A 26,312-nucleotide genomic window follows, 5' to 3' on the forward strand; every position below is an offset into this window, starting at 1 on the left:
GTCACCCGCCTGCCGTAGTCGACACCTGACTATCAGTTATCTCCGCAGGTGACGCGAACGGGTGAATGCGCGTTGCGGGCGCCGCCGCCCCTCGTTGAGTGGGCAAGACCGTTTGCGACGGTCTAACGACCAACCATGGAGGTTGTGAGATGCGGAAGTCCGTTCGCGGCGCGCTCGTCGGCGCAGCGCTGCTCCCCCTGGCCGTCGCGGCGCCCGCCGCGGCCTTCGCCGGCACCACCGGCTACGACGAGGGTGGCAAGGACAAGGGTCACTCGAAGCACGAGGGTGACAAGGACAAGGGCCACCACAAGAAGCACGGTCACCACAAGAAGTGGGACCACAAGAAGCACGACGACAAGAAGCACGACCTCGCGCTGCCGGCCCCGCTGGACAGCGTCGTCGACATGATCACGGGTGCCACCGGCGGCGGCATCCCGTCGGCGCCGGCTGCTCCGGCCTCGCCGGTCGGCTGACCGAACCCGGTCCCGTGACGGGCCGGTCCGGACCCTCGAGGGGTGTCCGGACCGGCCCGTCCGCCGTTGCGGGGCCGGAGTCGTACGGGCGGGTCAGATCACCGGCGCCGGGTCCTGGGTCGGCGGGTCCTTGAGGATCGTGTCGCCCTTCACGAACCACGCGACACCGAACGCGAGGATCGCGACGGCCTCCAGCCAGAACAGGGTGTGGAGCCGCTCGGCGACGGCGTCGGGCACCAGTGCCGCGTCCAGCGCGGCCAGCACGAGGCAGGTCACGATCGTCGCGCCGCAGACCCGGTAGACGAGGTTGCGGGCGGCCTTGCTCCGCGTCCCGGATTCGCCGCGGGTGAACAGGACAAGGCAGAACCAGGCCAGGCCCGCGAAGAACACCGTCGCCGCGGCCAGGTGGAGGTACCCGACGACGGTCGCCGCCGTCGTCGCCGCGCCGTCGGGCCGGGTGGGCAGCAGTGCGACGGCGATCGCCGCCGTCCCGGTGATGTTGGCGAGCCGGTTGTCCGGCCGCTCGTAGCGGTAGCAGAAGAGGAACACGCCGACCGCGCACAGCGAGCCGACGAACACGTCGCGCATCGGCGAGTAGTAGTAGCGGCTGATGGAGTCCCGCAGCCCGTCGCCGCCGAGGGCCAGGTCGCCCGCCACCAGCACGAACGGGAGCAGGATCCCGATCACGCCGACGGCACGCCGCAGACCCAGGTAGGACAGCACGGCACCGTCGGCACGCGAGGACATGGCGAAGATCGTCGCAGAGCCGTCACTCGAACTCTCGTTCGATCCGGCGTAGCGTTCCGGAGGTGGACGTCGGCGGGCAGGCTTCGCTCTTCGCGACCGGGGGTGCGGCCCCGGCGTACCGGCACGAGCTCGCCGGCGGGGCGTGGGTCGACGTCGCGGTCGGCTGGGCTCCCGATGCGGACGAGCTGTTCGCGCTGCTCCGCGCGACCGTGCCGTTCCGCGGCCACCGCCGCCGCATGTACGACCGCGTGGTCGACGAGCCGCGCCTCACCCACCGCTGGGTCCTGCCCGACGACGCGGTGCCCCACCGGCTGCGCGACATGGGCCGCACGCTGGGGGAGCGCTACCGTCACGACTTCACCCAGATCGGCGTGAACCTCTACCGCGACGGTGCCGACGGCGTGGCCTGGCACGGCGACCGGGTCGCCCGCGAGCGGTCCGAGGCCGTCGTCGCGCTGGTCGCCCTCGGCGCGACGCGGCCGCTGCGGCTGCGTCCGACCGGCGGCGGCGCGTCGGTGTCGTTCCCGCTCGCCTCGGGGGACCTGCTGGTCATGGGCGGGACGTGCCAGCGGACCTGGCAGCACAGCGTGCCGAAGGTGGCGTGCAGCGGTCCGCGCATCAGCGTCCAGTTCCGCCACCTGTATCCGGGGATGCCGCCGGGCGGGTGACCGACATAGTCTGCGTCGATGCAGCGCAAGATCGGCGTGATGGGCGGGACGTTCGACCCCGTCCACCACGGCCACCTCGTCGCCGCCAGTGAGGTGGCGGACCGCTTCGCCCTCGACGAGGTGATCTTCGTACCGACCGGGAGACCGTGGCAGAAGACCGGCCGCGACGTCTCACCGGCCGAGGACCGCTACCTGATGACGGTCATCGCGACGGCGTCGAACCCCCGGTTCTCGGTCAGCCGCGTCGACGTCGACCGCGACGGCCCCACCTACACCGCGGACACCCTCGCCGACCTGCACGACGCCATGCCCGACGCGCAGCTGTTCTTCATCACCGGCGCCGACGCGCTCCAGCAGATCCTGTCCTGGCGCAAGGTCGACGAGCTGTTCCGCTACGCGCATTTCGTCGGCGTGACCCGGCCCGGGTACGAGCTGGCCGACGGGCACCTGCCCCAGGGGTCGGTGACGACGGTCGAGGTGCCCGCGATGGCGATCTCGTCCAGCGAGTGCCGGGCACGGGTGGGGGCGGGGCGGCCGGTCTGGTACCTCGTGCCGGACGGGGTGGTGCAGTACATCTCCAAGCGCAGTCTGTACCTGGATCCGGAGCGCTGAACTGCGGTTTCTCTCGGCGGACCCCCTGCGGATACAAGATCATCTGACTCGGAGGGCCAGCGCGGATCCGCACCGAGCGCGGTGTCGACGAGCGTCCGGGTGCGGTCCAGGGCGTCCGGCCACGCGTGTGCGTAGGTGATCATCGGCGAGCTGTGTCCCAGGGCGAGCTGCACCGTCTCGACCGACGCCCCGTCGTGGATCAGCAGCCGTCGGCGGGGCAGCCGAACATCGGCGGCCGACCCCGTGCGCCGTCCACCGCTCCGCGGTGATCCTCGGTACGCGCGGTGATCCGCTCGTCGCGTGCGTCCGGTCGCGCGCGGGCGACGGATCAGCGCGCGGGCCGCGGATCACTGCGCGGACGGACGCTCGGCCGGGATGTCAGGGCGCCGGACGGGTGATCGCGGCGGTGGACGTGTCGGCCCACGTCTGCGCCACGCCCCGGGAGGAGTCCGGATCCGGGCCCCACCCACCCCGGGTGACGACCACGCCCCCGTCAATCAGCGCAGGAGTGCCGTGCAGGCCCCGCGCGACCGCGCTCAGGTACTGATCGACGGGCAACGGGCCGGCCCCGGGGGGCGGGTCCGGAACCGGGGTGCGGACTCAGGCCCGCTGCAGCTCCAGCACCGGGATGGTCCGGTCCGTCTTGCGCTGGTAGTCGCCGAACTGCGGCTCCAGTGCGACCTGGCGGGCGTAGACCTCGTCGCGCTCGGGGCCGGTGACCTCCCGCACCCGCACGGGCAGGGTGTCCGTGCCCAGCTCGATCCGCGTGTCGGGGTTCGCGATCAGGTTGTGGTACCAGTCCGGGTTGCTGTCGGCGCCACCCTTGCTCGCGAAGATGTACACCCGCTCGCCCTCGATCAGCGGGACCAGCGGAGCGATCCGTTCGGTGCCCGACCGGGCCCCCACGTGGTGCACCAGCACCAGCGGCTTGCCCTCGAACATGCCGCCCGCCCGGCCGCCGTTCGCGCGGAACTCCTCGATCACGGCGCGATTCATCGCGGCGAAGTCCATCGGGGCGGGTGCGTCACTCATGTCGAGCTCCTCCGGTGAGGTGTCGGGCGCCGTCTCCGCGCCGTACCTCCCCGGTCAACTCGATCTCCCCGCCGGTCATTCCAGGCCCCTCGGGGTCCGCCCGATCGGGGAGCCGGACGCGTCCCCGTGGTGGCGGACGGTTCAGGACGTGTGGCGGCGCCGGCCGGGCGCACCCCGGTGGGATCGCATCAGGGCGGCGAGCGGCCCGGCGCGACGGCATCGCCGTGCCGGGCCCCGGCCGGGTAACGCCCCGGCCCGGCTCGACGATCCCGCCCGCATGACGAACGCCGTCCCCGTCGTGCTGAGCGCGCGCCTCTGCGCCGTCGCCGACGCGGAGCTCGACAACGCCATCGAGGTCGCGATCATGGGCGACGACCACGCGCGGGCCGATCTCGCCCTCGCCGCCCGCGAGTCCATCGGCGCGCAGGTCCCCTGGGTCGACGGGCAGTGGCCGGCGGCCGACCAGGAGCTGCGCATCGGTCTGGACCCGTCCCAGTGGGCGCTGGTCGTCGAGGAGGTCCGGGGCAGCCGTGCGGGCTACGAGCGGATCGGCGACCGGGAGTCGGTCGCGCTGGGTGAGGAGGTACTGGACGTGCTGGGCCGGCAGCTGACCTGAGCTACCCGGCGGCCTCCATCGCCACGTCGCTCCCGCGCCACTCCGCCGCCAGCTCCTCCAGCGGCACCCCGAGCGCCTCGCCCAGACACACGATCGTCCCGAACCCCGGCGAGGGCAGCCGTCCGGTCTCGAGCTTGCGCAGCGTCTCGGGGGAGACGCCGGCCGCCCGCGCGACGTCGACCGGGTCGCGGTCGGCCCGGGCCCGGCGCAGCAGCGCACCGAGACGGCGGCCGGCCTCGATCTGCTCGGGCGTGAGGGGCTGACGGACCATGCGTCGAGCGTAGGGTCGGTATTACTGTACCGGCAAGCCGTGACGGTCCGGTATAGTAATACCGTGATCGAACTGAAGACACCGGCCGAGATCGACCGGATGCACACGACCGGCCGGTTCGTCGCCGAGGTGCTCACCGAGGTCGGCCGGATCGCCGACGTCGGCGTGAACCTCCTCGACATCGAGCAGCACGTGCGCGGCATGATCGCCGAACGCGGCGCCGAGTCCTGCTACTGGGACTACGCCCCGTCCTTCGGGCGCGGCCCGTTCCGCAACGTCATCTGCCTGTCGGTCAACGACGCCGTGCTGCACGGGCTCCCGCACGACTACGTCCTGCGCGACGGCGACGTCCTCAGCGCCGACATCGCCGTCAGCATCGACGGCTGGGTCGCCGACTCCGCCCGGACGGTCGTCGTCGGCACCGCGGCCGACGAGGGTGACCTGCGCGTCATCCGGGCCACCGAGGACGCCCTGGAGGCCGCGATCGACGCGGCCCGGCCGCGCAACCGGCTCGGCGACATCTCCGCCGCCATCGGCGGGGTCGCCCGCGACTACGGCTACCCGGTCAACACCGAGTTCGGCGGGCACGACCTCGGCCGCACCATGCACGGCGACATCCACATCCCGAACGCCGGGCGGGCCGGTCGCGGCCTGACCCTGCGCCCGGGGCTGACCCTCGCGCTCGAACCCTGGTTCGCACGGACCACCGACAAGATCGTGTTCGACCCGGACGGCTGGACGATCCGTTCCGCCGACGGCTCGCGCACCGCGCACTCCGAGCACACCGTCGCGATCACCGAGGACGGCCCCTGGGTGCTGACCCGCCGCGGGCAGGGCTGAGCGGCCCGTGCGTGTCGCCCTCGACGCACTGACCGTCCCGGTCCCGCCGGCCGACGCCGAGCGGACCCGGGCGTTCTACCGTTCCCGTCCGGCGGGCCGCGGTCCCGCGGACGCCGACGAGCTGCGCGCGGTCCGGGCCGCGGTCGCCCCGCCGCCGCCCGCGGTGCCGCCCGCGGTGGGGGACACCGCCGTCGCCGACGGCCGTCGGGTGCCGGTGCGGATCTGCCGCCCGCCGGGCGCGGCGCGCGGGGTGCTGCTGCAGATCCACGGCGGTGGCTTCTACCTGGGCTCGGCCGCGCGGGACGACGTCGGGAACCGGGCGCTGTCCGACGCGCTCGGCGTCGCGGTCGTCGCCGTCGACCACCGGCTCGCCCCGGAGCACCCCTGGCCCGCCGCCCCCGACGACTGCGCGACCGCGGCGCTGTGGCTGCTCGACCGGGCGCCGGAGCTGTTCGGCACCGACCGGATCGCGTTCACGGGCGTCTCCGCCGGGGCCACCCTGGCCGTGACGACGCTGCTGCGGCTGCGCGACCGCGGCCTGGCCGACCGCGTCGCCGGGGCCGACCTGCGGTACGGCACCTACGACCTGAGTGCCCGGACCCCGGCCGGTCGCCGCATCGCCGACGAGTACTTCCTGCGCGCCTACGCCGGCCACGTCGCCGACCGGACCGTCCCGGACCTGTCCCCGGTGTTCGCCGACCTCACCGACCTGCCGCCGCTGCTGATGACGGTCGGCACCGACGACGTGCTGCTGGAGGACAACCTCGCGATGGCCGCCCGGCTCGCGACGGCCGGGGTCGAGGTCGACCTGCGCGTCCACCCGGACGTCCCGCACGGCTTCGCCGGGCACGACACCCCGGTCGCCGCCACCGCGCTGCGGTACGCGCGGGACTGGCTGTCCGCCCGGATCGACGGCGCGTCCCCGTCGACCGGGCTGTGACGACCCGACCTCGCACACCGTGCCCCGACCTCGCAGCCGCTGCGGGGGCTGCGAGGTCGGGCAAACGTCTGCGAGGTGCGACGCCGCGACGCCGCCGATCACGGTGCGTCATGCAACGCGTGTTCCCGGTCTACGGAAAGTGAGCCCGGTGGGCGGACGCGGACCACCGTCCGCGACATCGATCTTCTTGCGGCACACGAGAGATGGGAACGCAGTGCCTGCGACCCGGCTCCGCGCGTTACCACCATATGAACTCCGACGACCTGACCATGCCCATCCTCGACCCCGCCCAGCTCGCCGAGCTGCGCCGCAGCACCGACCCGGCGCACGCCGCGGCGCCACCGAACGCCGCGGCCTGGCTGCTGATGATGGTGCTGGGACTCGGCATCGTCGTGACGATGCTCGTGCTCGTCGTCGCCTGGAGCTGAGCGCGGCCCGGTCGGGATCTTGTGCCGCGCGTCACAAGGGAGAAGAGTCGCCCCGGTCCGCGTCTTCGACGGAGCAGGAGCGTGACAGCAGTGACGACCGGGACGACAGTGCAGCCGACGGCGATCGAGAATCCCTACTACACCCACGAGTTCCACGGCGACTACGACCTGATCAGCCTGGGGGAGTTCGCGCTGGAGGAGGGCGGGGTGATCCCCGACCTGCAGCTCGCGGTGGCCACCTTCGGCACGCTGAACGCGGCGAAGGACAACGCGATCCTCGTGACGACCTGGTACTCGGGCACGCACCAGATCTTCCGCGACGTCTACATCGGCCCGGACCACGCGCTGAACCCGGAGCGGTACTTCATCGTCGTGGTCAACCAGATCGGCAACGGTCTGTCGACCAGCCCGCACAACGCCTCGGGCGCCAACGCCGGCATCGCGATGTCGAACTTCCCGCACGTCCGCATCGGCGACGACGTCCGTGCCCAGGAGCAGCTCCTGCGCGAGCACTACGGGATCGACCGGCTCGCGCTGGTCGTCGGGGGCTCGATGGGCGCGCAGCAGACCTACGAGTGGATGGTCCGGTTCCCGCAGAAGGTGCGCCGCGCCGCGCCGATCGCTGGGACCGCGCAGAACACCCCGCACGACTTCCTCTACACGCAGGCCCTGGTCGAGGCGATCACCTCCGACCCCGGCTTCGCCGGCGGCAACTACCGCAGCAACACCGAGGTCGAGGCCGGGCTGAAGCGGCACGCCGGCATCTGGGCGGTGATGGGGTTCTCCACCGAGTTCTGGAAGCAGGAGGTGTGGCGCGCCCTGGAGTTCGAGTCCCGCGAGGCGTTCATGGCCGGCTTCCTGGAGCCGTACTTCACCGCGATGGACCCCAACGACCTGCTGTGCATGGCGTGGAAGTGGCAACGGGGCGACGTCGCCCGCCACACCGGCGGCGACCTCGCCGAGGCGCTCGGGCGCAACGAGTCCGTCGCCCGGGTCATCCCGATCAACGAGGACATGTTCTTCCCGGTCCGTGACCACGAGGCCGAGCTGGAGCTGACCCCGCACGCGACGATCCGCGTCGTCGACGACCTGCTCGGGCACCTCGCCCTGTTCGGCGTCGCGCCCACCTACATGCCGCAGATCGACCAGTACCTGCAGGAGCTGCTCGACAGCCCGGCGTGACCGCGGGCCCGGACCGTCCCCGACCCGCCCGTTCGGGGACGGTCCGGCGCACTCCGGACACATTCGTGGCAGATACTGCCAACAAATCGTAGGCTGGGGATCACCACCACGACCCCCAGGAGTGTCGATGACCCTCGCCACCGAGCGTCCCCGCCTGCCGTTCACCCGACCGAACCTGCTCGACCTCGCGCCGTTCTACGAGGTCCTGCGCCGCGAGGCGCCGATCGCGCCGGTGACCACACCGGCCGGGGACCCGGCCTGGCTGGTGACCCGGTTCGCCGAGGTCCGCGAGCTGCTCGGGGACAAGCGGTTCGGCCGGTCGCACCCGGAGCCGGAGAAGGCGTCGAGGATTAGCACCGCCGCCGTCCAGGACGGGCCGTCGGGCACCTACGAGAACGAGGCGGAGGAGCACGGCCGGATGCGCCGGCTGCTCACCCCGGCCTTCTCCGCCAAGCGGATGCGGACGCTGTCCGGGCACGTGCAGGAGCTCGTCGACGGCTACGTCGACGCGATGGTCGCCGAGCACGACGCCGCGGGCCCGGGCGCCACCGTGGACCTGCACACGCACCTCGCCTTCCCGCTGCCCGTGGCGGTCATCTGCTCGCTGCTCGGCGTCCCCGAGTCCGACGGCGAGTACTTCCGCGCCCTCTCCGACCGCATGGCGACCTTCTCCGGGGAGGACGCCCACGTCGCCCGCGAGGAGTTCGGCCGCTACATGGCCGGGCTCGCCGAGGGCAAGCGCTCCGAGCCGGGCGAGGACGTCATCACCGACCTCGTGCAGGCCCAGGCCGAGGACCCCGGGTTCGGCTACCCGGAGATGGTCCGGCTCTGCGTCGGGCTGCTGTTCGCCGGCCACGAGACCACGGTGAACCGGATCGGGCTCGGCATCCTGTTCCTGATGACCAACCGCGACGAGTGGGACAGGCTCGCCGCGGACCCGGACGGCCGGATCGACGCCGTCATCGAGGAGGTCATGCGCCTCGGCGCGCCCGGCGACCTGGGACTCCTGCGCTACGCCCACGAGGACGTGGAGATCGCCGGGGTCACCATCGCGCGCGGCGACGCGGTGATCCTCTCGGTCAACGCCGCCAACCGCGACGTCGACGTCTTCGACCACGCCGAGACCTTCGACCCCGACCGCACCGAGCGCGGACACGTCGGCTTCGGCCACGGGCCGCACTTCTGCATCGGCGCGAGCCTGGCCCGCACCGAGCTGCGTGCGGTGTTCGCGACGCTCGCCCGCCGGCTGCCGGAGCTGGACCTCGCCGTCGGCATGGACGAGCTCGACGTGCGCACCGACCACATCACCGGCGGCGTCCGCAGCCTGCCGGTCCGCTGGTGAGGGAGGGGACCGCGATGAAGGTCGAGGTCGACCAGCACGCGTGCGTCGGCTCGGGGCAGTGCCTGCTCACCGCCCCGGACGTGTTCGACCAGCGTGACTCCGACGCCATCGTCGAGCTGCTCACCGACACCCCGCCGGAGGGCCAGGAGCAGGCCGTGCGCAACGCGGCGCGCGGCTGCCCGGCGTCGGCGATCACCGTCGTCGACGACTGAGCGGAGCGATGAGTCCGGGACGCCTCCGCGGTCGACCCTGGTGTACGACGCACCGACGACCGTGGAGGCACCTCCCGTGCGCACCCTCGCGATCACCCAGAACATCACCCTCGACGGCGCCGTCGAGTTCCTCGGCGACTGGTTCGACCCGAACGCCGAGGGCCAGGACGACGTGCTCGCCGAGCTGCACCGCCAGGACGCCGCGTCCGACGCGACCCTGCTCGGCCGTCGCACGTTCTGCGACTTCCGCGGCTTCTGGCCCGCGCAGACCGACGACGCCACCGGCATCACCGACTACCTGAACCACGTCGACAAGTACGTGGTGTCGTCCACGCTGACCGACCCGGAGTGGCGGAACTCGACGATCCTGTCCGGGGACCCGGTCGCCGAGGTGGCGGCGCTCAAGGAGCAGCCGGGCACCGACATCGTGCTGACCGGCAGCATCACGCTCTGCCACACGCTCATCGCCGCCGGGCTCGTCGACGAGTTCCGGCTCTTCCACCACCCGGTCGTGCAGGGCGCCGGCCGGCGCCTGTTCCCCGACGGTGCGTCCTTCGAGGGACTACGGCTCCTCGACGCCCGGTCGTTCTCCGGCGGGGTCGTCTACACCGCGCACGCGGCGCGCTGACCGGCGCTCAGGTCGCCGTCTCCTCCCGCGCGGCGGCCCGCTCCACCCGGTGCCGCACGTAGCGCGACACCAGCAGTCCGCCGACGACGGCGACGATCAGCCCGATCCAGGAGAACCGCTTCAGCCAGGTCTCGGCGACGATGCCGAGCAGGTAGATCAGGGCGACCGTGCCGCCCGCCCACAGCACCGCACCGGTGGCGTTCGCCGCGAGGAACGCGGGGTAGCGCATCCGCATCGTCCCGGCCAGCGGCCCGGCCAGGATCCGCAGGATCGCCACGAAGCGACCGAACAGCACCGCCCACACCCCGTGCCGGTCGAAGATCCGCCGGGCGACGGTGAGGTGGGCGGGCCCCAGGTGCTTGGGGAAGCGGCGCCCGAGCCGTTCGAGCAGGCCGGTGCCGTAGCGGCGCCCGACCGAGTAGCCGATCGAGTCACCGACGATCGCGCCCGCCGTCGCCGACGCCGCGACGGCGACCGGGTCGATGTGGGATCCGGGCCGCGCGGCCAGCAGCGCCGCGCCGACCAGCACGATCTCACCGGGCAGCGGGACCCCGATGCTCTCCACCCCGACGACGCCCGCGCACAGGAAGTAGATCGCGAGCGGGGGGATCGCCATCAGGAGCATGTCGACGTGCACCACCCCATCATGCACAGGTATCGGTGCTGCGGTGACGGCCCGGTGCGGGCATCATCCGCGGACGTGAGCACACCGCTGGAGCAGGTCTTCCTGGCCGCCCACGACGACCTGCCCCGTGAGGCGCCGGGATCGGAGGAGACGACGGCGCTGCTGCTGCGTCTGGCCGGCGACCTGCCCGAGCGGCCGCGGATCGTCGACATCGGCTGCGGGACGGGCCCCTCGACGCTCCCGCTGGCCGCGGCGACCGGTGGTGAGGTCGTCGCCGTCGACCTGCACGAACCCTTCCTCCAGCGGCTGCGGACCCGCGCCGCGACGTCCGGGCTGGGGGAGCGGGTGCGTCCGCTCGTCGCGGCGATGGACGACCTCCCGCTGCCCGACGGCGAGGCCGACCTCGTCTGGTCCGAGGGCGCGGCCTACGTCATGGGGTTCGACGCCGCGCTGGCCGGCTGGCGGCGGCTGCTGGCCCCGGGCGGTGTGCTGGTCCTCACCGAGGCCGAGTGGACGACCACCGAGCCGTCGCCCGGCGCGCGGGAGTTCTGGGACACGGGCTACCCGGGGATGCGGACGACCGCGGAGAACGTCGCCGCCGCGCAGCGGGCCGGGTACACGGTGCAGGCGGTCTACCTGCTCCCCGACTCCGACTGGGACGCCTACTACCGGCCGCTGGCCTGCCGGATCGCCACCCTGCGGGAGGACGGCGTCGACCCGGCGGCGCTGGACGAGGTGGGCGACGAGATCGCCGTGCGGGAACGGTTCGGCGCCGAGTACGGCTACACCGGCTACGTCCTGCGTCCGCGCTGACCCGGCTCCCGCGCGCCCGCGAGCCGGCCGATCCGGTCGGCCCCCGCGCGCAGCAGCGCGGTCAGGTCCGGATCGGTGACCGGCAGCCGCCCGGTCGGGCCGAGGGCGGCCAGGCAGCCGACGACGCGACCCTCGGCGTCGCGCACCGCGACCGCGACCGACGAGCGGCCGGAGCGCAGCTCGTCGACCTCGGTGGCGACGCCCGCGCGCGCCACCGTCCGCAGCTCCTCGGCCAGCACGGGCGCGGCGGTCAGGGTGTGCCGGGTGAGGGTCCGCGGCCGGTCGGGGACGAGCTCGGGGTGCGCGGCGAGCATGATCTTGCCCATCGCCGAGGCGTGCGGATGGGCGAGCAGCGTCCGCTCCCCGGGCAGCTCGTGGTCGGGGTCCCGGTCGACCAGCCGCAGCGCGCCCGCGGGCCAGTCGGCGACGAACAGCCCGAACCGGACCCGGCCGCGGATCCCGGCGACGACCTCGGCCAGCTGCGGCTGACCCTGTGCGGCACCGGCGAGCTCGCGGGTGCGGCGCCCCAGCGCGAAACCGGACAGGTCGCTGATCCGGACCAGGTAGCCGTCGGCGACGAGCACGTTGAGCAGCCGGTACGCCGTCGCCGCCGGGATCCCCGTCGTGCGGGACAGCTCCCGCGCCGTCGCACCCGGCCCGATCCGCGCCACCGCCGCCAGCAGCTCCAGGGCCCGGCTCGCGGCACCCGGCTCGCTCACGGCGGGTCCCCGGCCCGCCGGTCCCGCCGGACCAGTCTCGGCGTGCCCGAGGCGTCCGGCACGAAGTCGCCCGCGCCGGGCAGGACGTCGTCGCTGCCGGGCTGGTCGAACGCCCCGATCCGGGCGAGCCGGTCCGGGCGCCGGCGCAGGAACCACCACCACACCGGCCCCGCCGCGCAGCACGCCACCAGGGCCACCGCGGCGCCGGTCCCGTCGACGGCGCCGAGCAGGCCGGGCAGCCGCAGCACCAGGAGCAGCGTGCCGAGGACCCCGACCACGGCGCCGGTCACCAGCGCCGGGCGGGTGTGCTCCCGGATGCGCAGCAGGAACGCGACGGAGGCGACCGCGACCAGCACGTAGGCGACGGTGACCAGCGCCCGCACCAGGTGGCGCACCGCGTCGGTCCCGGACGGGGCCAGGTCGGCGAGCAGCCCGCCGGCGAGCACCACGGCCACGATCCCGACGACGGCCCGGTGCGGGGTGCGCCACCGCGGGTGCACCGTCGCGAGGACTCGTGGCAGCAGCCGCTCCACCCCGAGGGAGAACGCGACCCGCGACGCCGCGTGCGCCGAGGCTGCCGCCGAGGCCAGGTAGGAGCAGGCCAGACCGGCGTGCAGGGCCACCACCAGCGCGGTCGGGACCCCCGCCGACCCGGGGTCGGTCAGGATCCGGACCAGGGTCGCGGCCCGGCCGGTCCAGCCGGCCCAGGCCGCGAACGACAGCAGCGCCCCGCACAGCAGCGGCGTCCACAGCACCACCCGGGTCACCGTGACCAGCGGTCGTCGCGCCTCCGGGCCGAAGAAGGTCGCCGACTCGAAGCCCGCGAGCATGAACATCGCCGTCAGGGCGACGGCCAGCAGGTCCGGCACCGGTCCGGCCGGGACCGGCGCGGCGGGGTCCGGGGCCGGGACCAGCAGCACCGCGACGACGAGCAGCAGCGAGCCGGCCTCCACCCCGAGCAGGGTGAGGGCGGCGACCCGCGGCCCGCGCACCAGCACCGTCGCGATCCCCGCCGCCACCACCAGGTGCAGCAGCACCTGCGCACCGGCCCCGCTCACGTCGAGCCCGGCCGCCCCGGCCAGCGCGGTCAGGGCCCGGCCGCCCGCGTAGAGGGTGATCGCTGCGCTGCCCAGGTACTTGCACCCGATCACGACGGCGGCGGTGAGCGAGGCCCGCGCGCCGAGGCCCTGGAAGACGAAGCTGTAGACACCGCCCGCGGCGGCCTGACGACGGGTGAACTGGCCGAGGCAGACCGCCACCAGGGTCACCGCCACCGTCGCGCCGACGACGACGAGCAGCCCCGCCAGCGGATCGGCGAGCCGGCCCACCACCAGGGGGAGCATCGCCATCGACGCCGCCGGCGCGGTCGTCGCCACGGACTGCGCGACCAGCTCGGTCCCACCCATCCGGCGCCGTCCGAGCGGCGCCATCGGCGACTCCGCCCGCAGCGGTGCCCGGCCGGGGAAGAAGGACCGCGCGATGGCCCTGTCGAGGTCGGACACGGAGCGGGACGCTAGGGCCGGGCTGTTGCCCGGGTGTTGCGTCCACGCGTCGGACGTCGAACCCGCGATGGGAGCGCGCGACCCGCCTTCCCGGTCCGGTTGCCGCGAACGCAGCGCGGACGACCCGCGACCGTCGCCGCCGGTTCCGAACATCTCCGCCGTGACCGTGACCCGCAGAACGTTCATCAGGGCGCTGGGGCTGGCCGGTGGGGCCGGCGCCGCGTACGAGGCCATGGCGAGCATCGGGCTCGCCCCGCGTGCCGGGGACGACCCGGCCTGGACCCCACCGGCCCGCGACGCCCGTGCCGCGGGCCGCCGCGTGCTCGTGCTCGGCGCCGGCCCGGCCGGGCTCGCCGCCGCCCACGAACTGGGCAAGGTCGGCTACGACGTGTCCGTCGTCGAGGCCCGCACCCGGCCCGGCGGGCGGGTCTGGTCGGTGCGCGCGGGCACCGAGGAGACCGACCTGCACGGCGAGACGCAACGCTGCACCTTCGCGCCGGGCCACTTCTTCAACCTGGGCGCGACCCGGATCCCGCAGAGCCACGTCACCCTGGACTACTGCCGCGAGCTCGGCGTGGAGATCCAGCCGTTCGGCAACCAGAACGCCAACACCGTCGTCAACTACACCGACGCGGGGGCGCTGTCCGGCACCTCGGTCACCTACCGGGCGGCGAAGGCCGACACCTTCGGCTACGTCTCCGAGCTCCTCCACAAGGCGACCACCCGCGGCGCGGTCGACGACGTCCTGACCGCCGCGGACAAGGAGGCGCTCTCGGAGTTCCTCGTCTCGCTGGGCGACCTGTCCTCCGACGGCCGCTACCTCGGCTCCCCGCGCCGGGGCTACGCCCGCGAGCCCGGCGGCGGGACCGACGCCGGGACCCCCACCGTGCCGTACCCGATGTCGTCGGTGATCCGCAGCGGCCTGGGCCGGAACTTCGCCTTCGACTACGAGTACGACCAGGCCACGATGATGTTCACCCCGGTCGGCGGGATGGACCGGATCCACCACGCGCTCGCCGAGCGGATCGGCGCCGACCGGATCCGCTACGGCACGGCCGTCACCGGGCTGCACAACACCCCGGACGGGGTGACCGTCGACGTCGTGCCGGTCGCGGGCGGGCCGGTCGAGCGGCTGACGGCCGACGAGGTCGTCTGCACGCTGCCGCCGCACCTGGTGACCCGGCTCGACACCAACCTGCCCGCCGCCGTGCTGGCCGCGCAGCGTGCGGCGAAGCCCAGCTCGTCGGGAAAGCTCGGGATCGAGTACACCCGCCGCTGGTGGGAGACCGACGAGCGGATCTACGGCGGCGCCAGCAACACCGACCGCGACATCGCCCAGATCATGTTCCCCTACGACCACTTCCACGCCGACCGGGGCGTGGTCGTCGGCTACTACAGCTCCGGGGCGCGGCAGCGGGCCTTCGAATCCCTGACCCACCGCCAGCGGCTCGCGAAGGCCCTCGACGAGGGCGCCGCGATCCACGGCGAGAAGTACCGCTCCGACATCGCGTCGTCGTTCTCCGGGTCGTGGGCGGTGACCCGCTGGTCGGAGTCGGCCTGGGCGAGCTGGGAGGCCACGAGCCCGGAGTACCGGCTGCTCACCCAGCCCGCCGGGCGCATCTGGTTCGCCGGGGACCACCTCTCGCACGCCATCGCCTGGCAGCACGGCGCGTTCACCTCCGCCCGGTCGACGGTCTCGGCGTTGCACGCCCGGGTCGCCGGCGGCGCCTGACCCCACCCCGTTCCCCGAGGAGACACGATGCGACGTCCCGTCCCCGTCCTGATCGCCCTGTCCGTCACCGCCGCGCTGGTCACCGGCTGCGCCGGCGGCGCGCCCGACCCCGCCGGGCCCGGACCGTCCGCCCTGCCCGTGCTGGAGGCGGGCGAGGCCGACCCGATGATCGCCGAGGGGGTGAGCGTGGTGAGCGGGGCATCGCTGTACAAGTCCAGCGGTCTCGGCCCGTCCGCGGCGAACCCCGCGGCCGCGGACGGCACCCCGCAGTCCTACGTCGACGCGGGGCAGTTCCCCGGCGGCACGCTCCCCGCGGGCGTCTCGCTCACCGAGGCCCAGGGCATGAACGCGCTCGCCCGGATCAAGGAGAACCTGGAGGCCCGGGGCCTGCGCCTGGACGACGTCACCTCGATGCGGGTGTTCCTCGACAACGCCCCCGGCACGACCCGGGCGGACTACGCCGGCTGGAACCGGGCCTACCGCCAGTACTTCGCCAACACCGACCTGACCACGGGGGAGACGGTGCTGGTCCCGACCGGGACGGCCGCGCCCGCCGCACCGCTGGTCCGCAACCCCGCCCGGCCCAGCCGGTTCGCGTTGGAGGTGGCGAGCCTGCCGGTCCCCGGCTGGCTGGTGGAGGTGGAGGTCGACGCGGTCTACCCGGCCGGGGTGACCCCGCGCTGACCTGCGCCCCCGCGCGGGCCCGCCGGTCCGGCCGGCTCAGGCGGTGGCGCCGATCCGGTCGCGGCACCGGGGTGCGGCGGTACGGTCGGGTCGTGAGCGCCGTCGTGCCGCCGGGTCCGCGCCCCCGCACCGACGACGACCTGCCGGGCTGCGTCGCGGTGCTGCGCGCGGTGCACGCCACCGACCGTTACCCGTCGACCTGGCCGGCCGACCCGGCGGCGTTCCTGTCCCCGTCGGGCCTGGTCACCGCGCTGGTCGTCACGGTGGGGGAGCGGGTCGTCGGGCACGCCGCGCTCCTCGCCGACGATGCCGACGACGCGGGCGACCCCGGTGCGCTGCGGCTGACCCGGATGTTCGTCGACCCGGCGCTCCGCCGTGCCGGGCACGCCCGCGCCCTGCTGGCGGGCGTCGCCGCCGAGCTCGCGGCCCGTGGCCGCGACGGGGTGCTCGACGTCGTCGAGTCCGTCCCGGCCGAGCGTCTCTACCGGGCGGCCGGCTGGGTCCGCACCGGGACCGCGCCCGCCGGGTGGCGGTTCCCGGACGGCCGCGAGCCGGTCGCCGCGCTCTACCGGCTGCCGATCACGCAGCGCCGAAAGAGTGACGACGCAGCGCAATAGTCGACCATCGGTCACGCTGCGCTGCGCCGATCGGGCTACGGTGATCCTCGTGATCGAGGTCCCCACCCCGACGGTGGCCGGTCTGCTGCTCCGCGCGGTGCCGCAGCCCGTCCGCCGGGACGCCCACGCCGCGATGCACACCCTCGCCCCGTGGGGCGCGGTGTCGGCGCAGCTCGTGCAGGACTCCGGCGGCGGCGTCGCCGACCACGACGTGCACGTCGACGGCGACCCGGTCCACATCCCGTTCCGGGTGTCGTTCCCCTGGCCGTCGTCGGCGGTGCTCGCCCGGATGGGCCCGCGCCGCCGCGCCGTCGTCGCTGCGTGGATGTCGCGCAGCGAGAACGCCGGGCACCGCCAGCGCGCCGTGCGCGACCTGCTCTGCGTGCACGAGGCGTGGGTGGTGCCGTTCGTGGTCGCCCCCTGCGGGGAGTACGTCCACGAGATCGGCGCCGACGTCGACCGGTTCGTCCGCACCGAGCTGGGCCGCCACCCCGCGCTCCGGCACGCCTACGCCCGCTTCGTGCGGGACAACCCGCGGTTCCTGGCCACCACGCGGCACCGCGCGGTGACCTTCCGCCACCTGGACCACCGGTGGCCGCACCGGGGCGACCCGGACCGGACCTACCCGCAGCTCGCGGCGCTCGACGCGCTGTCCGCCCTCGCCTATCGGGGAGGTCAGGACTACCCGGGGGACCCGGCGCCGCCGCGGGTCACCGCGGCGGCGTCCTGAGCGCTCAGGCGGACGCGGCCGCCGCCGTGACCTCCGCGGTGCCGCAGTCCAGCACCACCTCGCCGTCGACGGCGGTCCGGAACGCGACCGTGCCGTCACCGGTGTCCCACACCGAGACGGTCAGGGACTGGCCGGGCACGACCGGCCGGGTGAACCGGGCGTCCATCGCGACGAGGCGGCGGGCGTCGCCGTCGCAGACGGTCGCGACCAGCGCACGCGTGGTGAACCCGTAGGTGCACATGCCGTGCAGGATCGGCCGGTCGAAACCGCCCTTCGCGGCGAACTCCGGATCGCTGTGCAGCGGGTTGCGGTCCCCGGTCAGCCGGTAGAGCAGGGCCTGGCCGGGCGTGGTCCGGTAGGTCACCTCGTGGTCGGGCGCGCGGTCGGGTACGGGGCTCGGCGCGCTGTCACCGCGGGTGCCGCCGAAGCCGCCCTCGCCGCCGAGGAACAACGTCTTCGTGCTGGTCAGCACCGGTTCCCCGGTGCTCGCGTCGACGGCCTCGGCCTCGGTGCGCACCAGCGCCCCGGACCCCTTGTCGAGCACCTCGGTGACCGTCGCGGTCACCCGGACCCGCCCCTCCACCGGCAGCGGGCCGACCACCCGGAACGCCTGCTCGGCGTGCACGACGCGCGAGGCGTCCACGTCACCGAGGTCGACCTTCGCGCCCGCGGTGACGATCTCCGCGAACGACGGCAGCACCGCCGTCCGCACGCCCGCGGTGTTCTCCGTGGTCAGCGACAGCTCGGCGGTGGGGTCCTCACCCCCCGCGCCGACGGCGACCGCGTAGAGGAGCACGTCGTCCCGTGCCCACGCGAAGCTGACCGGTTCGCACTGCGTGCCCTCGAGATCGGGCGCCAGGGGCATGGGGAGTCTCCTTCGACGTTCCACCGTGAGGCGGAAACCTATCCCGCCCGGTGCCCGCCGCCCAAGCCCCCGGTGCCCGGCTGACACACTGTCGAGGTCAATCGTGGTCGTGAAGGGAAGAGTGTGGTGACGGCATCACCGGAGGCGGTCGAGCTGGCGAAGGTGGCCGCGGCCGCCGCGGCCGACAAGAAGGCCGTCGACATCGTCGCGCTCGACGTGTCCGACCAGCTCGCGCTGACCGACTGCTTCGTGCTGGCGTCGGCGGCCAACGAGCGTCAGGTCCAGGCCATCGTCGACGAGGTCGAGGAGAAGCTGCGCGAGCGCGGCAGCAAGCCGACCCGCCGCGAGGGCGACAACGACAACGGCTGGGTGCTGCTGGACTTCAACGACATCGTCGTGCACGTCATGCACACCGAGCAGCGCGGCTTCTACGGCCTGGACCGGCTCTGGAAGGACTGCCCGGCGATCGAGGTGCCCGACCCCAAGGGCGACCCGGACGGCACTGCATGACGCTGCGCCGGGTCACCCTGCTGCGGCACGGGCAGACCGAGTACAACTCCGTCGGCCGGATGCAGGGGCACCTGGACACCCGGCTGACCGACGCCGGTCGCGCGCAGGCCGCGGCCGTCGCGCCGCGGCTCGCGCAGGAGCGGTTCGACCGGATCATCACCTCGGACCTGACCCGCGCCCACGACACCGCGACCGCGGTGGCCGAGGCCGTCGGGCTGCCGCTGTCGGTGGACAAGCGGCTGCGGGAGACCCACCTCGGGGACTGGCAGGGACGCACCATCGCCGAGATCGGTGCCGACGACCCGGGCGCGATCGCCGAGTGGCGGTCCGACCCGCGGTTCACCCCGCCCGGCGGGGAGTCCCGGGTCGACGTCGTCGTCCGGTCGCTGCCGGTCGTCGAGGAGCTGGACCTCGAGTACGCCTCCGACCCGGAGGAGCGCTCCGTGCTGCTCGTCGCGCACGGCGGCATGATCGCCGGGATGGTGTGCGGGCTGCTCGACCTGCCGCAGTCGTCCTGGCCGGTGATCGGCGGGCTGGGCAACACCCGGTGGGCCGTCGTCGCCCGCCGTGACGACCACCCCCGCTGGCGCCTGTCGGGGTACAACATCGGTGCCTGACCTGCTGGTCGTCGGGGACTCGCTGGCCTTCCACGGACCCGAGCGGCCCTGCCCGGCCGACGAGCCGAGGCTGTGGCCCAACATCGCCGCCGCCCGCCTCGGCGGCCGCGCCGAGATCGTCGCGCGCGCCGGGTGGACGGCCCGGCACGCCTGGTCGGCGATCACCGGGGACCCGCGGGTGTGGGCGGCGCTGCCGCGGGTCGGCGCGGTCGTGCTCGGGGTGTCCGGGATGGACTCGCTGCCGTCCCCGCTGCCGACCGCACTGCGCGAGCTGATCCCCGTCCTGCGGCCCGCCCCGCTGCGCCACGCGGCCCGCAGCGCCTACCGGCGCGCCCAGCCGCGGCTCGCCCCGGCGCTGGCGCGGCTGCCCGGCGGGGGACCGGCGACCCTGCCGCCCCGCCTCACCGTCGCCTACCTGGAACGCTGCCGGGCCGGTGTGCACGCCCTGCGCCCCGGGCTGCCGGTGGTGGCGCTGGCACCGTCGGTGCACCGCGCCGCCGACTACGGCCTGGCCCACCCGCACCGTGCCGCCACCGACGCCGCGATCCGCCGCTGGGCGGCCGGCGCCCCGGCCGTGACGGTGCTCGACGTGCCCGCCCTGGTCGGCGAGCACGTCCTCGGTGGGCACGGCAACCCCGACGGGCTGCACTGGGGCTGGGCGGGCCACGCCGCCGTCGGGGAGGCGCTGGCCGGGCTCCTCGCGGCCGTGGGGGACCGGCCGTGACCCTGCTCGGCATCGACCTCGGCACCACCTCGGTCAAGGCGGCGGTGTTCACCGGCGACGGCGTCCGGGTCACCGCGGCCCGTGCCGCCCACCCCACCGCGCGGCCCGCACCCGGGCACGCCGAGCAGGACCCGCACGACTGGTGGTCCGGGCTCACCGAGGTGGTCGGCGCACTCGGCCCGGCACTGGCCGGGGTGACGGCGGTCGGGGTGTGCGCCCAGGTCAACACCCATCTGTTCGTCGACGACGACGGTGCCCCCGTCCACCCGGCGATCACCTGGCAGGACGGCCGGTGCGGCCCGGTCGCGGCGACACTGACCGAGCGGCTCGCCCCCGCCGACCGGGCCCGGGTCCGGGGCGGGCTGGGCACCGTCGACGCCTCGCACGCGGCCGCCCGTGCCGCCTGGCTCGCCGAACACCGGCCCGACGCGTGGGCCCGCGCACGGAGGCTGCTCGCCCCCAAGGACTGGCTGCTCGAACGGCTCACCGGCACCGCCGTGGCCGACCCGCTGTCCTCGACCGGGCTCCTCGACCCCGACGGCCGGTACCCGGACTGGCTCGACCTGCTCGTCCCCGGGCTGCGCGCGATGCCGGCGCCCCTGACCGACCCGGCGTCGGTCGCGGGGGAGACCACCGGCGCGGGCGGGCTCCCGGCCGGGCTGCCCGTCGCCGTCGGGACGATGGACGCCTGGGCGGCGCTGCTCGGCGGCGGGATCGCCGCCCCCGGCGACGCGATCGACATCGCGGGCACCTCGGAGGTCCTGGCCCTCGCCGCGACGCCCGGCGGCGGCGCCCCGGGCATCGTCACGTTCCCGCCGTGGCGCGGGCTGCACGTGCACGCCGGGCCCACCCAGGCCGGCGGCGACGCCCTGACCTGGGCGTCCGCGGTGCTCGGCGTCGCACTGGCCGAGCTGCTGGACCGCGCCGCCGGCGCCGACCCGGGCCAGGTCCTGTTCCTGCCCCAGCTCGCCGGGGAACGGGCCCCGCTGTGGGACCCGGACCTGCGCGGGCACTGGCTCGGCGCGGGCTTCGCCACCGGGTCCGCCGAGCTGGGCCGCGCCGTGCTGGAGGGCGTCGCGCACGCCGCCCGGCACGTCCTGGGGCCGCTGGAGGCTGCCGCCGGACGTCGCGCCGACACGATCGCCGCCTGCGGCGGTGGTGCGGCGAGCGACCTCTGGTGCCAGATCAAGGCCGACGTGCTGGACCGGCCTCTCCGCCGCACCGCCGAGCGCGACGCCGGGGTGCTCGGCGCCGCGATGCTCGCCGCGCTCGCGACCGGCGACGCCGCCTCGGTCGGTGAGCTCGCCGGGCGCATGGTGCGGGTCGACCGGGAGTTCACCCCCGACGCGCGCACCCGCGGCCGCCTCGACGACGCGCACGGCCGCTACCTCGCCGCGCAGCGGGCACTGGCACCGCTGTTCCGCCCGACGGGTGGATAGGGTCCGGCCGTGCCCCCCTCGCCGGTCGCCGTGGTCACCGACTCCACCGCCCACCTGCCGCCCGGCGTCGCGGAACGGCGGGGCATCCACGTCGTCCCGCTGGAGGTGCGGCTCGGCGAGCGCACCGCCCGTGACGGTGTCGACGTCTCCGCCGCCGAGCTGATCACCGCCCTCGCCGACCGCAACCTGCTGGTACAGACCTCGCGCCCGACCCCGGCCGCGTTCGCCGAGCGCTTCACCGCCCTGCTCGACGACGGCGCCCCCGCCGTCGTGGCCGTGCACCTGTCCCGGGAGCTGTCCGGCACCTGGGACGCCGCCCGGCTCGCCGCACAGAAGGTCGCCCCGGACCGGATCCGGGTCGTCGACTCCGGCGCCATCGCGATGGGTCTGGGCTTCGCCGTGCTGGCCGCCGCCGACGCCGCCGGGGCGGGCGAGGCCCCCGACGACGTCGAGGCCGTGGCCGGAGCCGTCGCCGCACGGGCACGGATCCTGTTCGCGGTGCAGGACCTGGAACGGCTGCGCCGTGGCGGCCGGATCGGCGCCGCGTCCGCGCTGGTGGGCACGGCCCTGTCGGTCAAGCCGATCCTGCACCTGCGCGACGGCCGGATCGCGCCGCTGGAGAAGGTGCGCACGACCTCGCGCGCGACCGAACGGCTCGTCGCGCTCGCGGTCGCCGAGGCGGGTCCGGGGGCGCACGTCGCCGTGCACCACCTCGGTGCCGAGGACCGGGCCGAGGACATCGCCGACCGGCTGCGCGAACATCTGCCCGACGCCGCCGGGATGCACGTCTCCGAGGTCGGCGCGGTGATCGGGGCGCACGCGGGACCGGGGCTGGTGGGGGTCGTGGTGGTGCCGGCGGGCTGACCGCCTCCCCGGAGGGTGGCCGGCCCCGGCCGCCCTGCCACGAGCCGACGGGCCCCGCCGGTGTCTAGCACGGACCGCCGACGATCCGGCCCCGTGACGGCCCACGGGACGCCGTCGGTCCCCAATCGACGGATCCGTCCACAGGCCGGACACCGGCCGGTCGGAACGGGTGTGGCGGCCCTAGCGTCGGCTGCGTGACCAGGACCGACGCCTCCCTCGACCCGGCCCGGCGGCTCGCCGGGATCGGGACGCGCGGGCGCCCGGACACGGTCGCGGACCGGCTCGATCCCCCGACGGTCCCGTTGCCCGCGCTGCCGCTGCCTCCCGGCCCGGCCGAGTCACGCCCCGGACGAGCGCCCGCGCCCGGGCCACCCCCGCCGCACGATGTCCGCGGCGCCGGTTCGCCGGGTACGACGCCGCCGGCGTCCGGGCCCGGCGCCTCGCACGGTGTGGTGCCGATGTGGCCCGCCGACCCCGGCGCCTCGCACGGTGCGGCACCGGGGTGGACCGCCGACCCCGCCGACCCGCGGGGCGCGACGCCGCTGTGGCCCGCAGACCCCGGCGCGCTGGACGGGGCGGCACCGGGGTGGCCCGCCGACCCCGGCGCCTCGCACGGTGCGGCACCGGAGTGGACCGCCGACCCCGCCGACCCGCAGGGCGCGACGCCGGTGTGGACCGCCGACCCCGACGCCGGCCATCCCCTGGCCCTGCTGGCCCGGGACGATCCCGCCCCGCCCGAGGAGGCCCCCGGCGACGACGGCCCGCACGGCGGGCGCCCCTCGTGGCTGCGCCGCCGGGCCCAGCGGTGGCTGCCGTCGTCGCTGGCCGGGGCGCGGGTCGACCCGGGCCGCCCCGGTGCGCTCGCGCTGGTGGCGGTGGTGCTCGTCGGTGCGCTCGTCGCCGGGGTGGGTGTGTGGCTCGACCGCCCCACCGTGCAGCCCGTCGGCGGCCTCCCCGAGGTGACGGCGGTGCCCGGCGAGGCGGCGGCCGGGGAGGCGGACCGGTCGGCGGGCGCGGACGCACCGGCACCCGTCGCGGCGGCCCCGGTCACCGCGGGGCCGCTCGTCGTCAGCGTCGTCGGGCGCGTCGCCCGGCCCGGCCTCGTCCGGGTGCCCGACGGGTCGCGCGTCGCCGACGCCCTCGACGCCGCAGGGGGCGCGCTGCCCGAGGTCGACCTCAGCGTGCTCAACCTGGCGCGGCGGCTCGGGGACGGCGAGCAGATCGCGGTCGGCGTCCCGCCGGCCGTCGACGCCGCCCCGGTCCTGCCCGCCCCGGGCTCCGAGCCCGCGTCGGGCACCGAACCGGGCGCGGCCGCCGCACCCGCCCCGCCCGGCGCCCCCGGCGGGAAGATCGACCTGAACACCGCGACCGCGTCCGACCTCGACGCCCTGCCCGGCGTCGGCCCGGTCACCGCGAAGAAGATCGTCGACTGGCGCAGCGCCAACGGGCGCTTCAGCCGGGTCGAGCAGCTGCGGGAGATCGACGGCATCGGCGAGCGCCGCTTCGCCCAGCTCCAGGAACTGGTGCGGGTGTGACCCGCGCCGGAGCCCGCCGGGCGGACCCGGTCCACGGGGAGCACGACGACGAGCACGAGGAACAGGCCGAGCGTCCCGCCCCACCCGACCTGCGTCTCGTCCCCGCCGCGCTCGCCACGTGGGCCGCCGTCCTCGCCGGGCTGCTCGGCGGCACCGCGGGTGGGATCACCGCCGCCGTCCTCGCGGCGCTCGCCCTGCCGGTCGCGCTGCTCCGCGCCCGGGCCAGCGCCCGCGCCGCGGCACCGTCCTCGATCGTGCTCGCCGCGGCCGGGTGCGCACTCGTCGCGGCCGTCCTGGTCACCGTCCACGCGGCCGCGCTGGCGTCGCACCCGCTGCGGGCACCCGCCGACCGCGGCGCCGCCGCCGAGGTCCGCGTCCGGCTCACCGACGACCCCCGACTCCTGCGCAGCACCACCGGCGGCGGCGACGAGTCCGGCGCCGCCCGGGCGATGGCGCTGGTACCCACCGAGCTCGTCACGGCCACCGTCGGCGGGGACCGGGCGACCACCGGCGGGAAGCTCCTGCTCCTGGCCCCGGCGGCGAGCTGGACCGGGCTGCTCCCCGGCCAGGAGGTCTCCGCCGCCGGGCTGCTCATGCCCGCACAGCGCCCCGACCTCACGGTCGCCGTGCTGAAGGTCCGGGGTGCGCCGCAGGACGTGACCGCGCCGCCCTGGTGGCAGACCGGTGCCGGGGCGCTGCGCGACGGCCTGCGCGACGCGGCGGTCTCCGCGCTGCCCGAGGCACCCGCGGGACTGCTGCCCGGGCTCGCGATCGGGGACACCCGCGCCCAGCTCGCCGAGACCGAGCAGGACTTCCGCACCGCCGGGCTCGCGCACCTCACCGCCGTCTCCGGGGCCAACGTCGCGATCATCACCGGGGCGGTGCTGCTCCTCCTGCGCCTGTTCCGGACCGACCCGCGGATCGCGGCCGCGGCGGCGATGCTCGCCCTGGTCGGGTTCGTCGTGCTGGCCCGGCCGTCACCGTCGGTACTGCGGGCGGCGGTCATGGGCGGGGTGGTGCTGATCGCGTTCGCGGCCGGCCGGGCCCGATCGGCGGTGCCCGCGCTGGCGGTGGCCGTGCTCGGCCTGCTGCTGGCCGCCCCCGCCCTGGCCGTCGACGCCGGGTTCGTGCTCTCCGTCGTCGCCACCGGCGCACTGGTGCTGCTCGGTCCGGGCTGGACGGCGGCGCTGCGACGGCGCGGGCTGCCGTCCGGACCGGCCGAGGCATTGGTCGTCCCGGTCGCCGCGGCCCTGGCCACCGCGCCGGTGATCGCCGGGCTCAACGGGGGAGTCGGGCTGGTCACCGTGGTGGCGAACCTGCTCGCCGCGCCCGCCGTCGCCCCCGCGACGGTGCTGGGCGTGCTCGGCGCGGTGCTGTCCGCGGTGAGCCCGGCCGCCGCGTGGTGCTGCGCCTGGCTGGCGGGACCGTTCGTGTGGTGGCTGGTGGTGGTCGGGGACCGGGCCGCCGCGGTGCCCGGTGCCACCGTGCCGTGGCCCGCGGGGGCGGGCGGCGCGCTGCTGCTCACCGGGGTGCTGGTCGTGCTGCTGGCGATGGGCCGGGTGCCCCGGCTGCGGGCGCTGTTGCTGGCCCTGCTGGTCGGGCTGCTCGTCGTCCTCGTCCCGACCCGGTTCGCACCGCCCGGCTGGCCGCCCGCCGGATGGCGGATGGTGGCCTGCGACGTCGGTCAGGGCGACGCGCTCGTCCTCGCCACCGGTACCCCCGGGCACGCCGTCCTGGTCGACACCGGGCCGACCGACGACGCCGTCGACACCTGCCTGGACCGGCTCGGCGTCCGGGTCCTGGAGCTCGTGGTGATCACCCACTTCCACGCCGACCACGACGGCGGCCTCGCCGGCGCGCTGCGTGGCCGCGCCGCGGGCGGCATCGCCGTCGGGCCGGTACGGGAACCGGCGTCCGGGCTGCGCGACATCACCCGGCGCGCCGAGGAGGCCGGTGCCCCGGTGGTGGGGCTCGCGCGCGGGATGGAGCTGGGCTGGCCGGAGCTGCGCCTGCAGGTCCTCGGCCCGGTCCACCCGCCCCTGACGGTCGACGGCAGCGACGGGACGGCGGTCAACGACATCTCGCTGCTGCTGCGCGCGACCACCCCGGCCGCGACGATCCTGCTGACCGGCGACGCCGAGCTGGTCGCCCAGGACGACCTGATCGACTCCGGTGCCGACCTGCGGGCGGACGTGCTGAAGATGCCCCACCACGGGTCCCGCAAGGTGGTCCCGCGGCTGATCACGGCCGTCGCGCCGCGGGCGGCGGTGATCAGCGTCGGCAACGGCAACAGCTACCGGCACCCCAACCCGGAGCTGGTGGACCGGCTGGCCGGGGCGGGGATC

The 26,312-nt window shown here is 75.4% G+C and carries 29 protein-coding genes and 1 pseudogene; 23 read left to right on the top strand and 7 right to left on the bottom strand.

The genetic code is table 11. The annotated features are described in order from the left end of the window. Nucleotides 1–149 precede the first annotated feature (149 nt). Nucleotides 150–473, top strand: a complete 324-nt coding sequence (locus KPL57_RS41910; protein ID WP_226355952.1) for a hypothetical protein — start codon at nucleotides 150–152, stop codon at nucleotides 471–473. 93 nt (nucleotides 474–566) lie between these two features. Here the strand turns inward: KPL57_RS41910 and KPL57_RS41915 are convergent, their stop codons facing one another. After that, the gene (locus tag KPL57_RS41915; protein WP_226355953.1) at nucleotides 567–1,220 is read right to left on the bottom strand and encodes a DUF998 domain-containing protein; all 654 of its coding nucleotides are present in this window, start codon (nucleotides 1,218–1,220) and stop codon (nucleotides 567–569) included. 62 nt (nucleotides 1,221–1,282) lie between these two features. Between KPL57_RS41915 and KPL57_RS41920 the strand changes: the two genes are divergently transcribed. Next, complete coding sequence (locus KPL57_RS41920) at nucleotides 1,283–1,888, top strand: alpha-ketoglutarate-dependent dioxygenase AlkB (RefSeq protein ID WP_226355954.1); 606 nt, start codon at nucleotides 1,283–1,285, stop codon at nucleotides 1,886–1,888. Between the two features lie 18 nt (nucleotides 1,889–1,906). Then, the gene (gene nadD / locus KPL57_RS41925) at nucleotides 1,907–2,500 is read left to right on the top strand and encodes a nicotinate-nucleotide adenylyltransferase (RefSeq protein ID WP_226355955.1); all 594 of its coding nucleotides are present in this window, start codon (nucleotides 1,907–1,909) and stop codon (nucleotides 2,498–2,500) included. A 600-nt stretch (nucleotides 2,501–3,100) separates the two neighbouring features. Here nadD and KPL57_RS41930 read toward each other — a convergent pair. Further along, nucleotides 3,101–3,532 (bottom strand): nitroreductase family deazaflavin-dependent oxidoreductase, encoded by a 432-nt coding sequence (locus tag KPL57_RS41930; protein ID WP_226355956.1) that lies wholly within the window; start codon nucleotides 3,530–3,532, stop codon nucleotides 3,101–3,103. A 277-nt stretch (nucleotides 3,533–3,809) separates the two neighbouring features. Between KPL57_RS41930 and KPL57_RS41935 the strand changes: the two genes are divergently transcribed. Next, the gene (locus tag KPL57_RS41935; RefSeq protein ID WP_226355957.1) at nucleotides 3,810–4,148 is read left to right on the top strand and encodes a hypothetical protein; all 339 of its coding nucleotides are present in this window, start codon (nucleotides 3,810–3,812) and stop codon (nucleotides 4,146–4,148) included. Between the two features lies 1 nt (nucleotide 4,149). Here the strand turns inward: KPL57_RS41935 and KPL57_RS41940 are convergent, their stop codons facing one another. Further along, nucleotides 4,150–4,419, bottom strand: coding sequence for a helix-turn-helix domain-containing protein (locus tag KPL57_RS41940; protein WP_226355958.1), 270 nt, complete (start codon nucleotides 4,417–4,419; stop codon nucleotides 4,150–4,152). A 63-nt stretch (nucleotides 4,420–4,482) separates the two neighbouring features. Between KPL57_RS41940 and map the strand changes: the two genes are divergently transcribed. The 7 genes from map to KPL57_RS41975 all read left to right on the top strand — a co-directional run bounded on the left by map (nucleotide 4,483) and on the right by KPL57_RS41975 (nucleotide 9,991). Continuing rightward, the gene (gene map / locus KPL57_RS41945) at nucleotides 4,483–5,259 is read left to right on the top strand and encodes a type I methionyl aminopeptidase (RefSeq protein ID WP_226355959.1); all 777 of its coding nucleotides are present in this window, start codon (nucleotides 4,483–4,485) and stop codon (nucleotides 5,257–5,259) included. A 7-nt stretch (nucleotides 5,260–5,266) separates the two neighbouring features. Further along, entirely contained in the window at nucleotides 5,267–6,199 is a 933-nt protein-coding gene (locus KPL57_RS41950; RefSeq protein ID WP_226355960.1) for an alpha/beta hydrolase, read from the top strand. A 269-nt stretch (nucleotides 6,200–6,468) separates the two neighbouring features. Further along, the gene (locus KPL57_RS41955) at nucleotides 6,469–6,627 is read left to right on the top strand and encodes a hypothetical protein (RefSeq protein ID WP_226355961.1); all 159 of its coding nucleotides are present in this window, start codon (nucleotides 6,469–6,471) and stop codon (nucleotides 6,625–6,627) included. A gap of 81 nt (nucleotides 6,628–6,708) precedes the next feature. After that, on the top strand, nucleotides 6,709–7,809 hold the full coding sequence (locus KPL57_RS41960) for an alpha/beta fold hydrolase (protein ID WP_226355962.1): 1,101 nt from the start codon (nucleotides 6,709–6,711) through the stop codon (nucleotides 7,807–7,809). Between the two features lie 127 nt (nucleotides 7,810–7,936). Continuing rightward, nucleotides 7,937–9,151, top strand: a complete 1,215-nt coding sequence (locus tag KPL57_RS41965) for a cytochrome P450 (protein WP_226355963.1) — start codon at nucleotides 7,937–7,939, stop codon at nucleotides 9,149–9,151. A 14-nt stretch (nucleotides 9,152–9,165) separates the two neighbouring features. Next, nucleotides 9,166–9,363, top strand: coding sequence for a ferredoxin (locus KPL57_RS41970; protein WP_226355964.1), 198 nt, complete (start codon nucleotides 9,166–9,168; stop codon nucleotides 9,361–9,363). 40 nt (nucleotides 9,364–9,403) lie between these two features. After that, nucleotides 9,404–9,991 carry a dihydrofolate reductase family protein gene (locus KPL57_RS41975; RefSeq protein WP_226355965.1) on the top strand — a complete coding sequence of 196 codons (588 nt, stop codon included), beginning with the start codon at nucleotides 9,404–9,406 and terminating at the stop codon, nucleotides 9,989–9,991. Between the two features lie 7 nt (nucleotides 9,992–9,998). Here KPL57_RS41975 and KPL57_RS41980 read toward each other — a convergent pair whose 3' ends face one another. Then, nucleotides 9,999–10,628, bottom strand: a complete 630-nt coding sequence (locus KPL57_RS41980) for a DedA family protein (RefSeq protein WP_226355966.1) — start codon at nucleotides 10,626–10,628, stop codon at nucleotides 9,999–10,001. 63 nt (nucleotides 10,629–10,691) lie between these two features. Between KPL57_RS41980 and KPL57_RS41985 the strand changes: the two genes are divergently transcribed. Then, on the top strand, nucleotides 10,692–11,429 hold the full coding sequence (locus KPL57_RS41985; protein ID WP_226355967.1) for a class I SAM-dependent methyltransferase: 738 nt from the start codon (nucleotides 10,692–10,694) through the stop codon (nucleotides 11,427–11,429). Here the strand turns inward: KPL57_RS41985 and KPL57_RS70705 are convergent. Together KPL57_RS70705 and KPL57_RS70710 are read right to left on the bottom strand one after the other, a co-directional pair. Further along, nucleotides 11,408–12,148, bottom strand: coding sequence for an IclR family transcriptional regulator (locus KPL57_RS70705; RefSeq protein WP_226355968.1), 741 nt, complete (start codon nucleotides 12,146–12,148; stop codon nucleotides 11,408–11,410). The genes KPL57_RS41985 and KPL57_RS70705 overlap by 22 nt on opposite strands. After that, nucleotides 12,145–13,650 (bottom strand): APC family permease, encoded by a 1,506-nt coding sequence (locus tag KPL57_RS70710; protein ID WP_226355969.1) that lies wholly within the window; start codon nucleotides 13,648–13,650, stop codon nucleotides 12,145–12,147. Before KPL57_RS70710 ends, KPL57_RS70705 begins: the two co-directional genes overlap by 4 nt. Nucleotides 13,651–13,810: 160 nt before the next feature. Here KPL57_RS70710 and KPL57_RS42000 point away from each other — a divergent pair, with 160 nt between their 5' ends. The 4 genes from KPL57_RS42000 (at nucleotide 13,811) to KPL57_RS42015 (ending at nucleotide 17,413) form a co-directional block, all read left to right on the top strand. Further along, nucleotides 13,811–15,382 (top strand): FAD-dependent oxidoreductase, encoded by a 1,572-nt coding sequence (locus tag KPL57_RS42000; protein WP_226355970.1) that lies wholly within the window; start codon nucleotides 13,811–13,813, stop codon nucleotides 15,380–15,382. A 27-nt stretch (nucleotides 15,383–15,409) separates the two neighbouring features. Then, entirely contained in the window at nucleotides 15,410–16,066 is a 657-nt protein-coding gene (locus KPL57_RS42005) for a Rid family hydrolase (protein ID WP_226355971.1), read from the top strand. A 92-nt stretch (nucleotides 16,067–16,158) separates the two neighbouring features. Beyond that, complete coding sequence (locus KPL57_RS42010) at nucleotides 16,159–16,683, top strand: GNAT family N-acetyltransferase (RefSeq protein ID WP_226355972.1); 525 nt, start codon at nucleotides 16,159–16,161, stop codon at nucleotides 16,681–16,683. Between the two features lie 49 nt (nucleotides 16,684–16,732). Further along, nucleotides 16,733–17,413: a hypothetical protein gene (locus KPL57_RS42015; RefSeq protein ID WP_226355973.1), complete on the top strand. Its 681-nt coding sequence runs from the start codon at nucleotides 16,733–16,735 to the stop codon at nucleotides 17,411–17,413. 4 nt (nucleotides 17,414–17,417) lie between these two features. On the opposite strand, the gene KPL57_RS42020 is transcribed toward KPL57_RS42015, so the two are convergent. Beyond that, nucleotides 17,418–18,278: a MaoC family dehydratase gene (locus KPL57_RS42020; protein WP_226355974.1), complete on the bottom strand. Its 861-nt coding sequence runs from the start codon at nucleotides 18,276–18,278 to the stop codon at nucleotides 17,418–17,420. A 126-nt stretch (nucleotides 18,279–18,404) separates the two neighbouring features. Between KPL57_RS42020 and rsfS the strand changes: the two genes are divergently transcribed. The 7 genes and pseudogenes from rsfS to KPL57_RS42055 form a co-directional block, all read left to right on the top strand. Next, the gene (gene rsfS / locus KPL57_RS42025) at nucleotides 18,405–18,788 is read left to right on the top strand and encodes a ribosome silencing factor (protein WP_226355975.1); all 384 of its coding nucleotides are present in this window, start codon (nucleotides 18,405–18,407) and stop codon (nucleotides 18,786–18,788) included. After that, a complete protein-coding gene (locus KPL57_RS42030; protein WP_208825198.1) occupies nucleotides 18,785–19,405 on the top strand; it encodes a histidine phosphatase family protein in 621 nt (206 codons plus the stop codon). The genes rsfS and KPL57_RS42030 overlap by 4 nt, the downstream gene beginning before the upstream one ends. Beyond that, nucleotides 19,398–20,129: a diglucosylglycerate octanoyltransferase gene (octT, locus tag KPL57_RS42035; protein ID WP_226355976.1), complete on the top strand. Its 732-nt coding sequence runs from the start codon at nucleotides 19,398–19,400 to the stop codon at nucleotides 20,127–20,129. The genes KPL57_RS42030 and octT overlap by 8 nt, the downstream gene beginning before the upstream one ends. Further along, on the top strand, nucleotides 20,126–21,568 hold the full coding sequence (locus KPL57_RS42040; protein WP_226355977.1) for an FGGY-family carbohydrate kinase: 1,443 nt from the start codon (nucleotides 20,126–20,128) through the stop codon (nucleotides 21,566–21,568). The genes octT and KPL57_RS42040 overlap by 4 nt, the downstream gene beginning before the upstream one ends. 9 nt (nucleotides 21,569–21,577) lie before the next feature. Then, nucleotides 21,578–22,432 carry a DegV family protein gene (locus KPL57_RS42045; RefSeq protein WP_226355978.1) on the top strand — a complete coding sequence of 285 codons (855 nt, stop codon included), beginning with the start codon at nucleotides 21,578–21,580 and terminating at the stop codon, nucleotides 22,430–22,432. 194 nt (nucleotides 22,433–22,626) lie between these two features. Beyond that, the gene (locus KPL57_RS70715) at nucleotides 22,627–23,967 is read left to right on the top strand and encodes a helix-hairpin-helix domain-containing protein (RefSeq protein WP_308253090.1); all 1,341 of its coding nucleotides are present in this window, start codon (nucleotides 22,627–22,629) and stop codon (nucleotides 23,965–23,967) included. 593 nt (nucleotides 23,968–24,560) lie between these two features. After that, nucleotides 24,561–26,186: pseudogene (locus tag KPL57_RS42055) on the top strand (ComEC/Rec2 family competence protein); the annotation flags it as partial. Nucleotides 26,187–26,312: the final 126 nt, after the last annotated feature.

It is taken from the genome of Pseudonocardia sp. ICBG601 (genome assembly GCF_020496245.1).

Bases quoted from the DNA above. Each gene is read 5' to 3' on its own strand.
- KPL57_RS41910 (WP_226355952.1), top strand. From the start codon at position 150: ATGCGGAAGTCCGTTCGCGGCGCGCTCGTCGGCGCAGCGCTGCTCCCC.
- KPL57_RS41915 (WP_226355953.1), bottom strand. From the start codon at position 1,220: ATGTCCTCGCGTGCCGACGGTGCCGTGCTGTCCTACCTGGGTCTGCGG.
- nadD (WP_226355955.1), top strand. From the start codon at position 1,907: ATGCAGCGCAAGATCGGCGTGATGGGCGGGACGTTCGACCCCGTCCAC.
- KPL57_RS41930 (WP_226355956.1), bottom strand. From the start codon at position 3,532: ATGAGTGACGCACCCGCCCCGATGGACTTCGCCGCGATGAATCGCGCC.
- KPL57_RS41935 (WP_226355957.1), top strand. From the start codon at position 3,810: ATGACGAACGCCGTCCCCGTCGTGCTGAGCGCGCGCCTCTGCGCCGTC.
- KPL57_RS41940 (WP_226355958.1), bottom strand. From the start codon at position 4,419: ATGGTCCGTCAGCCCCTCACGCCCGAGCAGATCGAGGCCGGCCGCCGT.
- KPL57_RS41955 (WP_226355961.1), top strand. From the start codon at position 6,469: ATGCCCATCCTCGACCCCGCCCAGCTCGCCGAGCTGCGCCGCAGCACC.
- KPL57_RS41965 (WP_226355963.1), top strand. From the start codon at position 7,937: ATGACCCTCGCCACCGAGCGTCCCCGCCTGCCGTTCACCCGACCGAAC.
- KPL57_RS41970 (WP_226355964.1), top strand. From the start codon at position 9,166: ATGAAGGTCGAGGTCGACCAGCACGCGTGCGTCGGCTCGGGGCAGTGC.
- KPL57_RS42005 (WP_226355971.1), top strand. From the start codon at position 15,410: ATGCGACGTCCCGTCCCCGTCCTGATCGCCCTGTCCGTCACCGCCGCG.
- KPL57_RS42020 (WP_226355974.1), bottom strand. From the start codon at position 18,278: ATGCCCCTGGCGCCCGATCTCGAGGGCACGCAGTGCGAACCGGTCAGC.
- KPL57_RS42030 (WP_208825198.1), top strand. From the start codon at position 18,785: ATGACGCTGCGCCGGGTCACCCTGCTGCGGCACGGGCAGACCGAGTAC.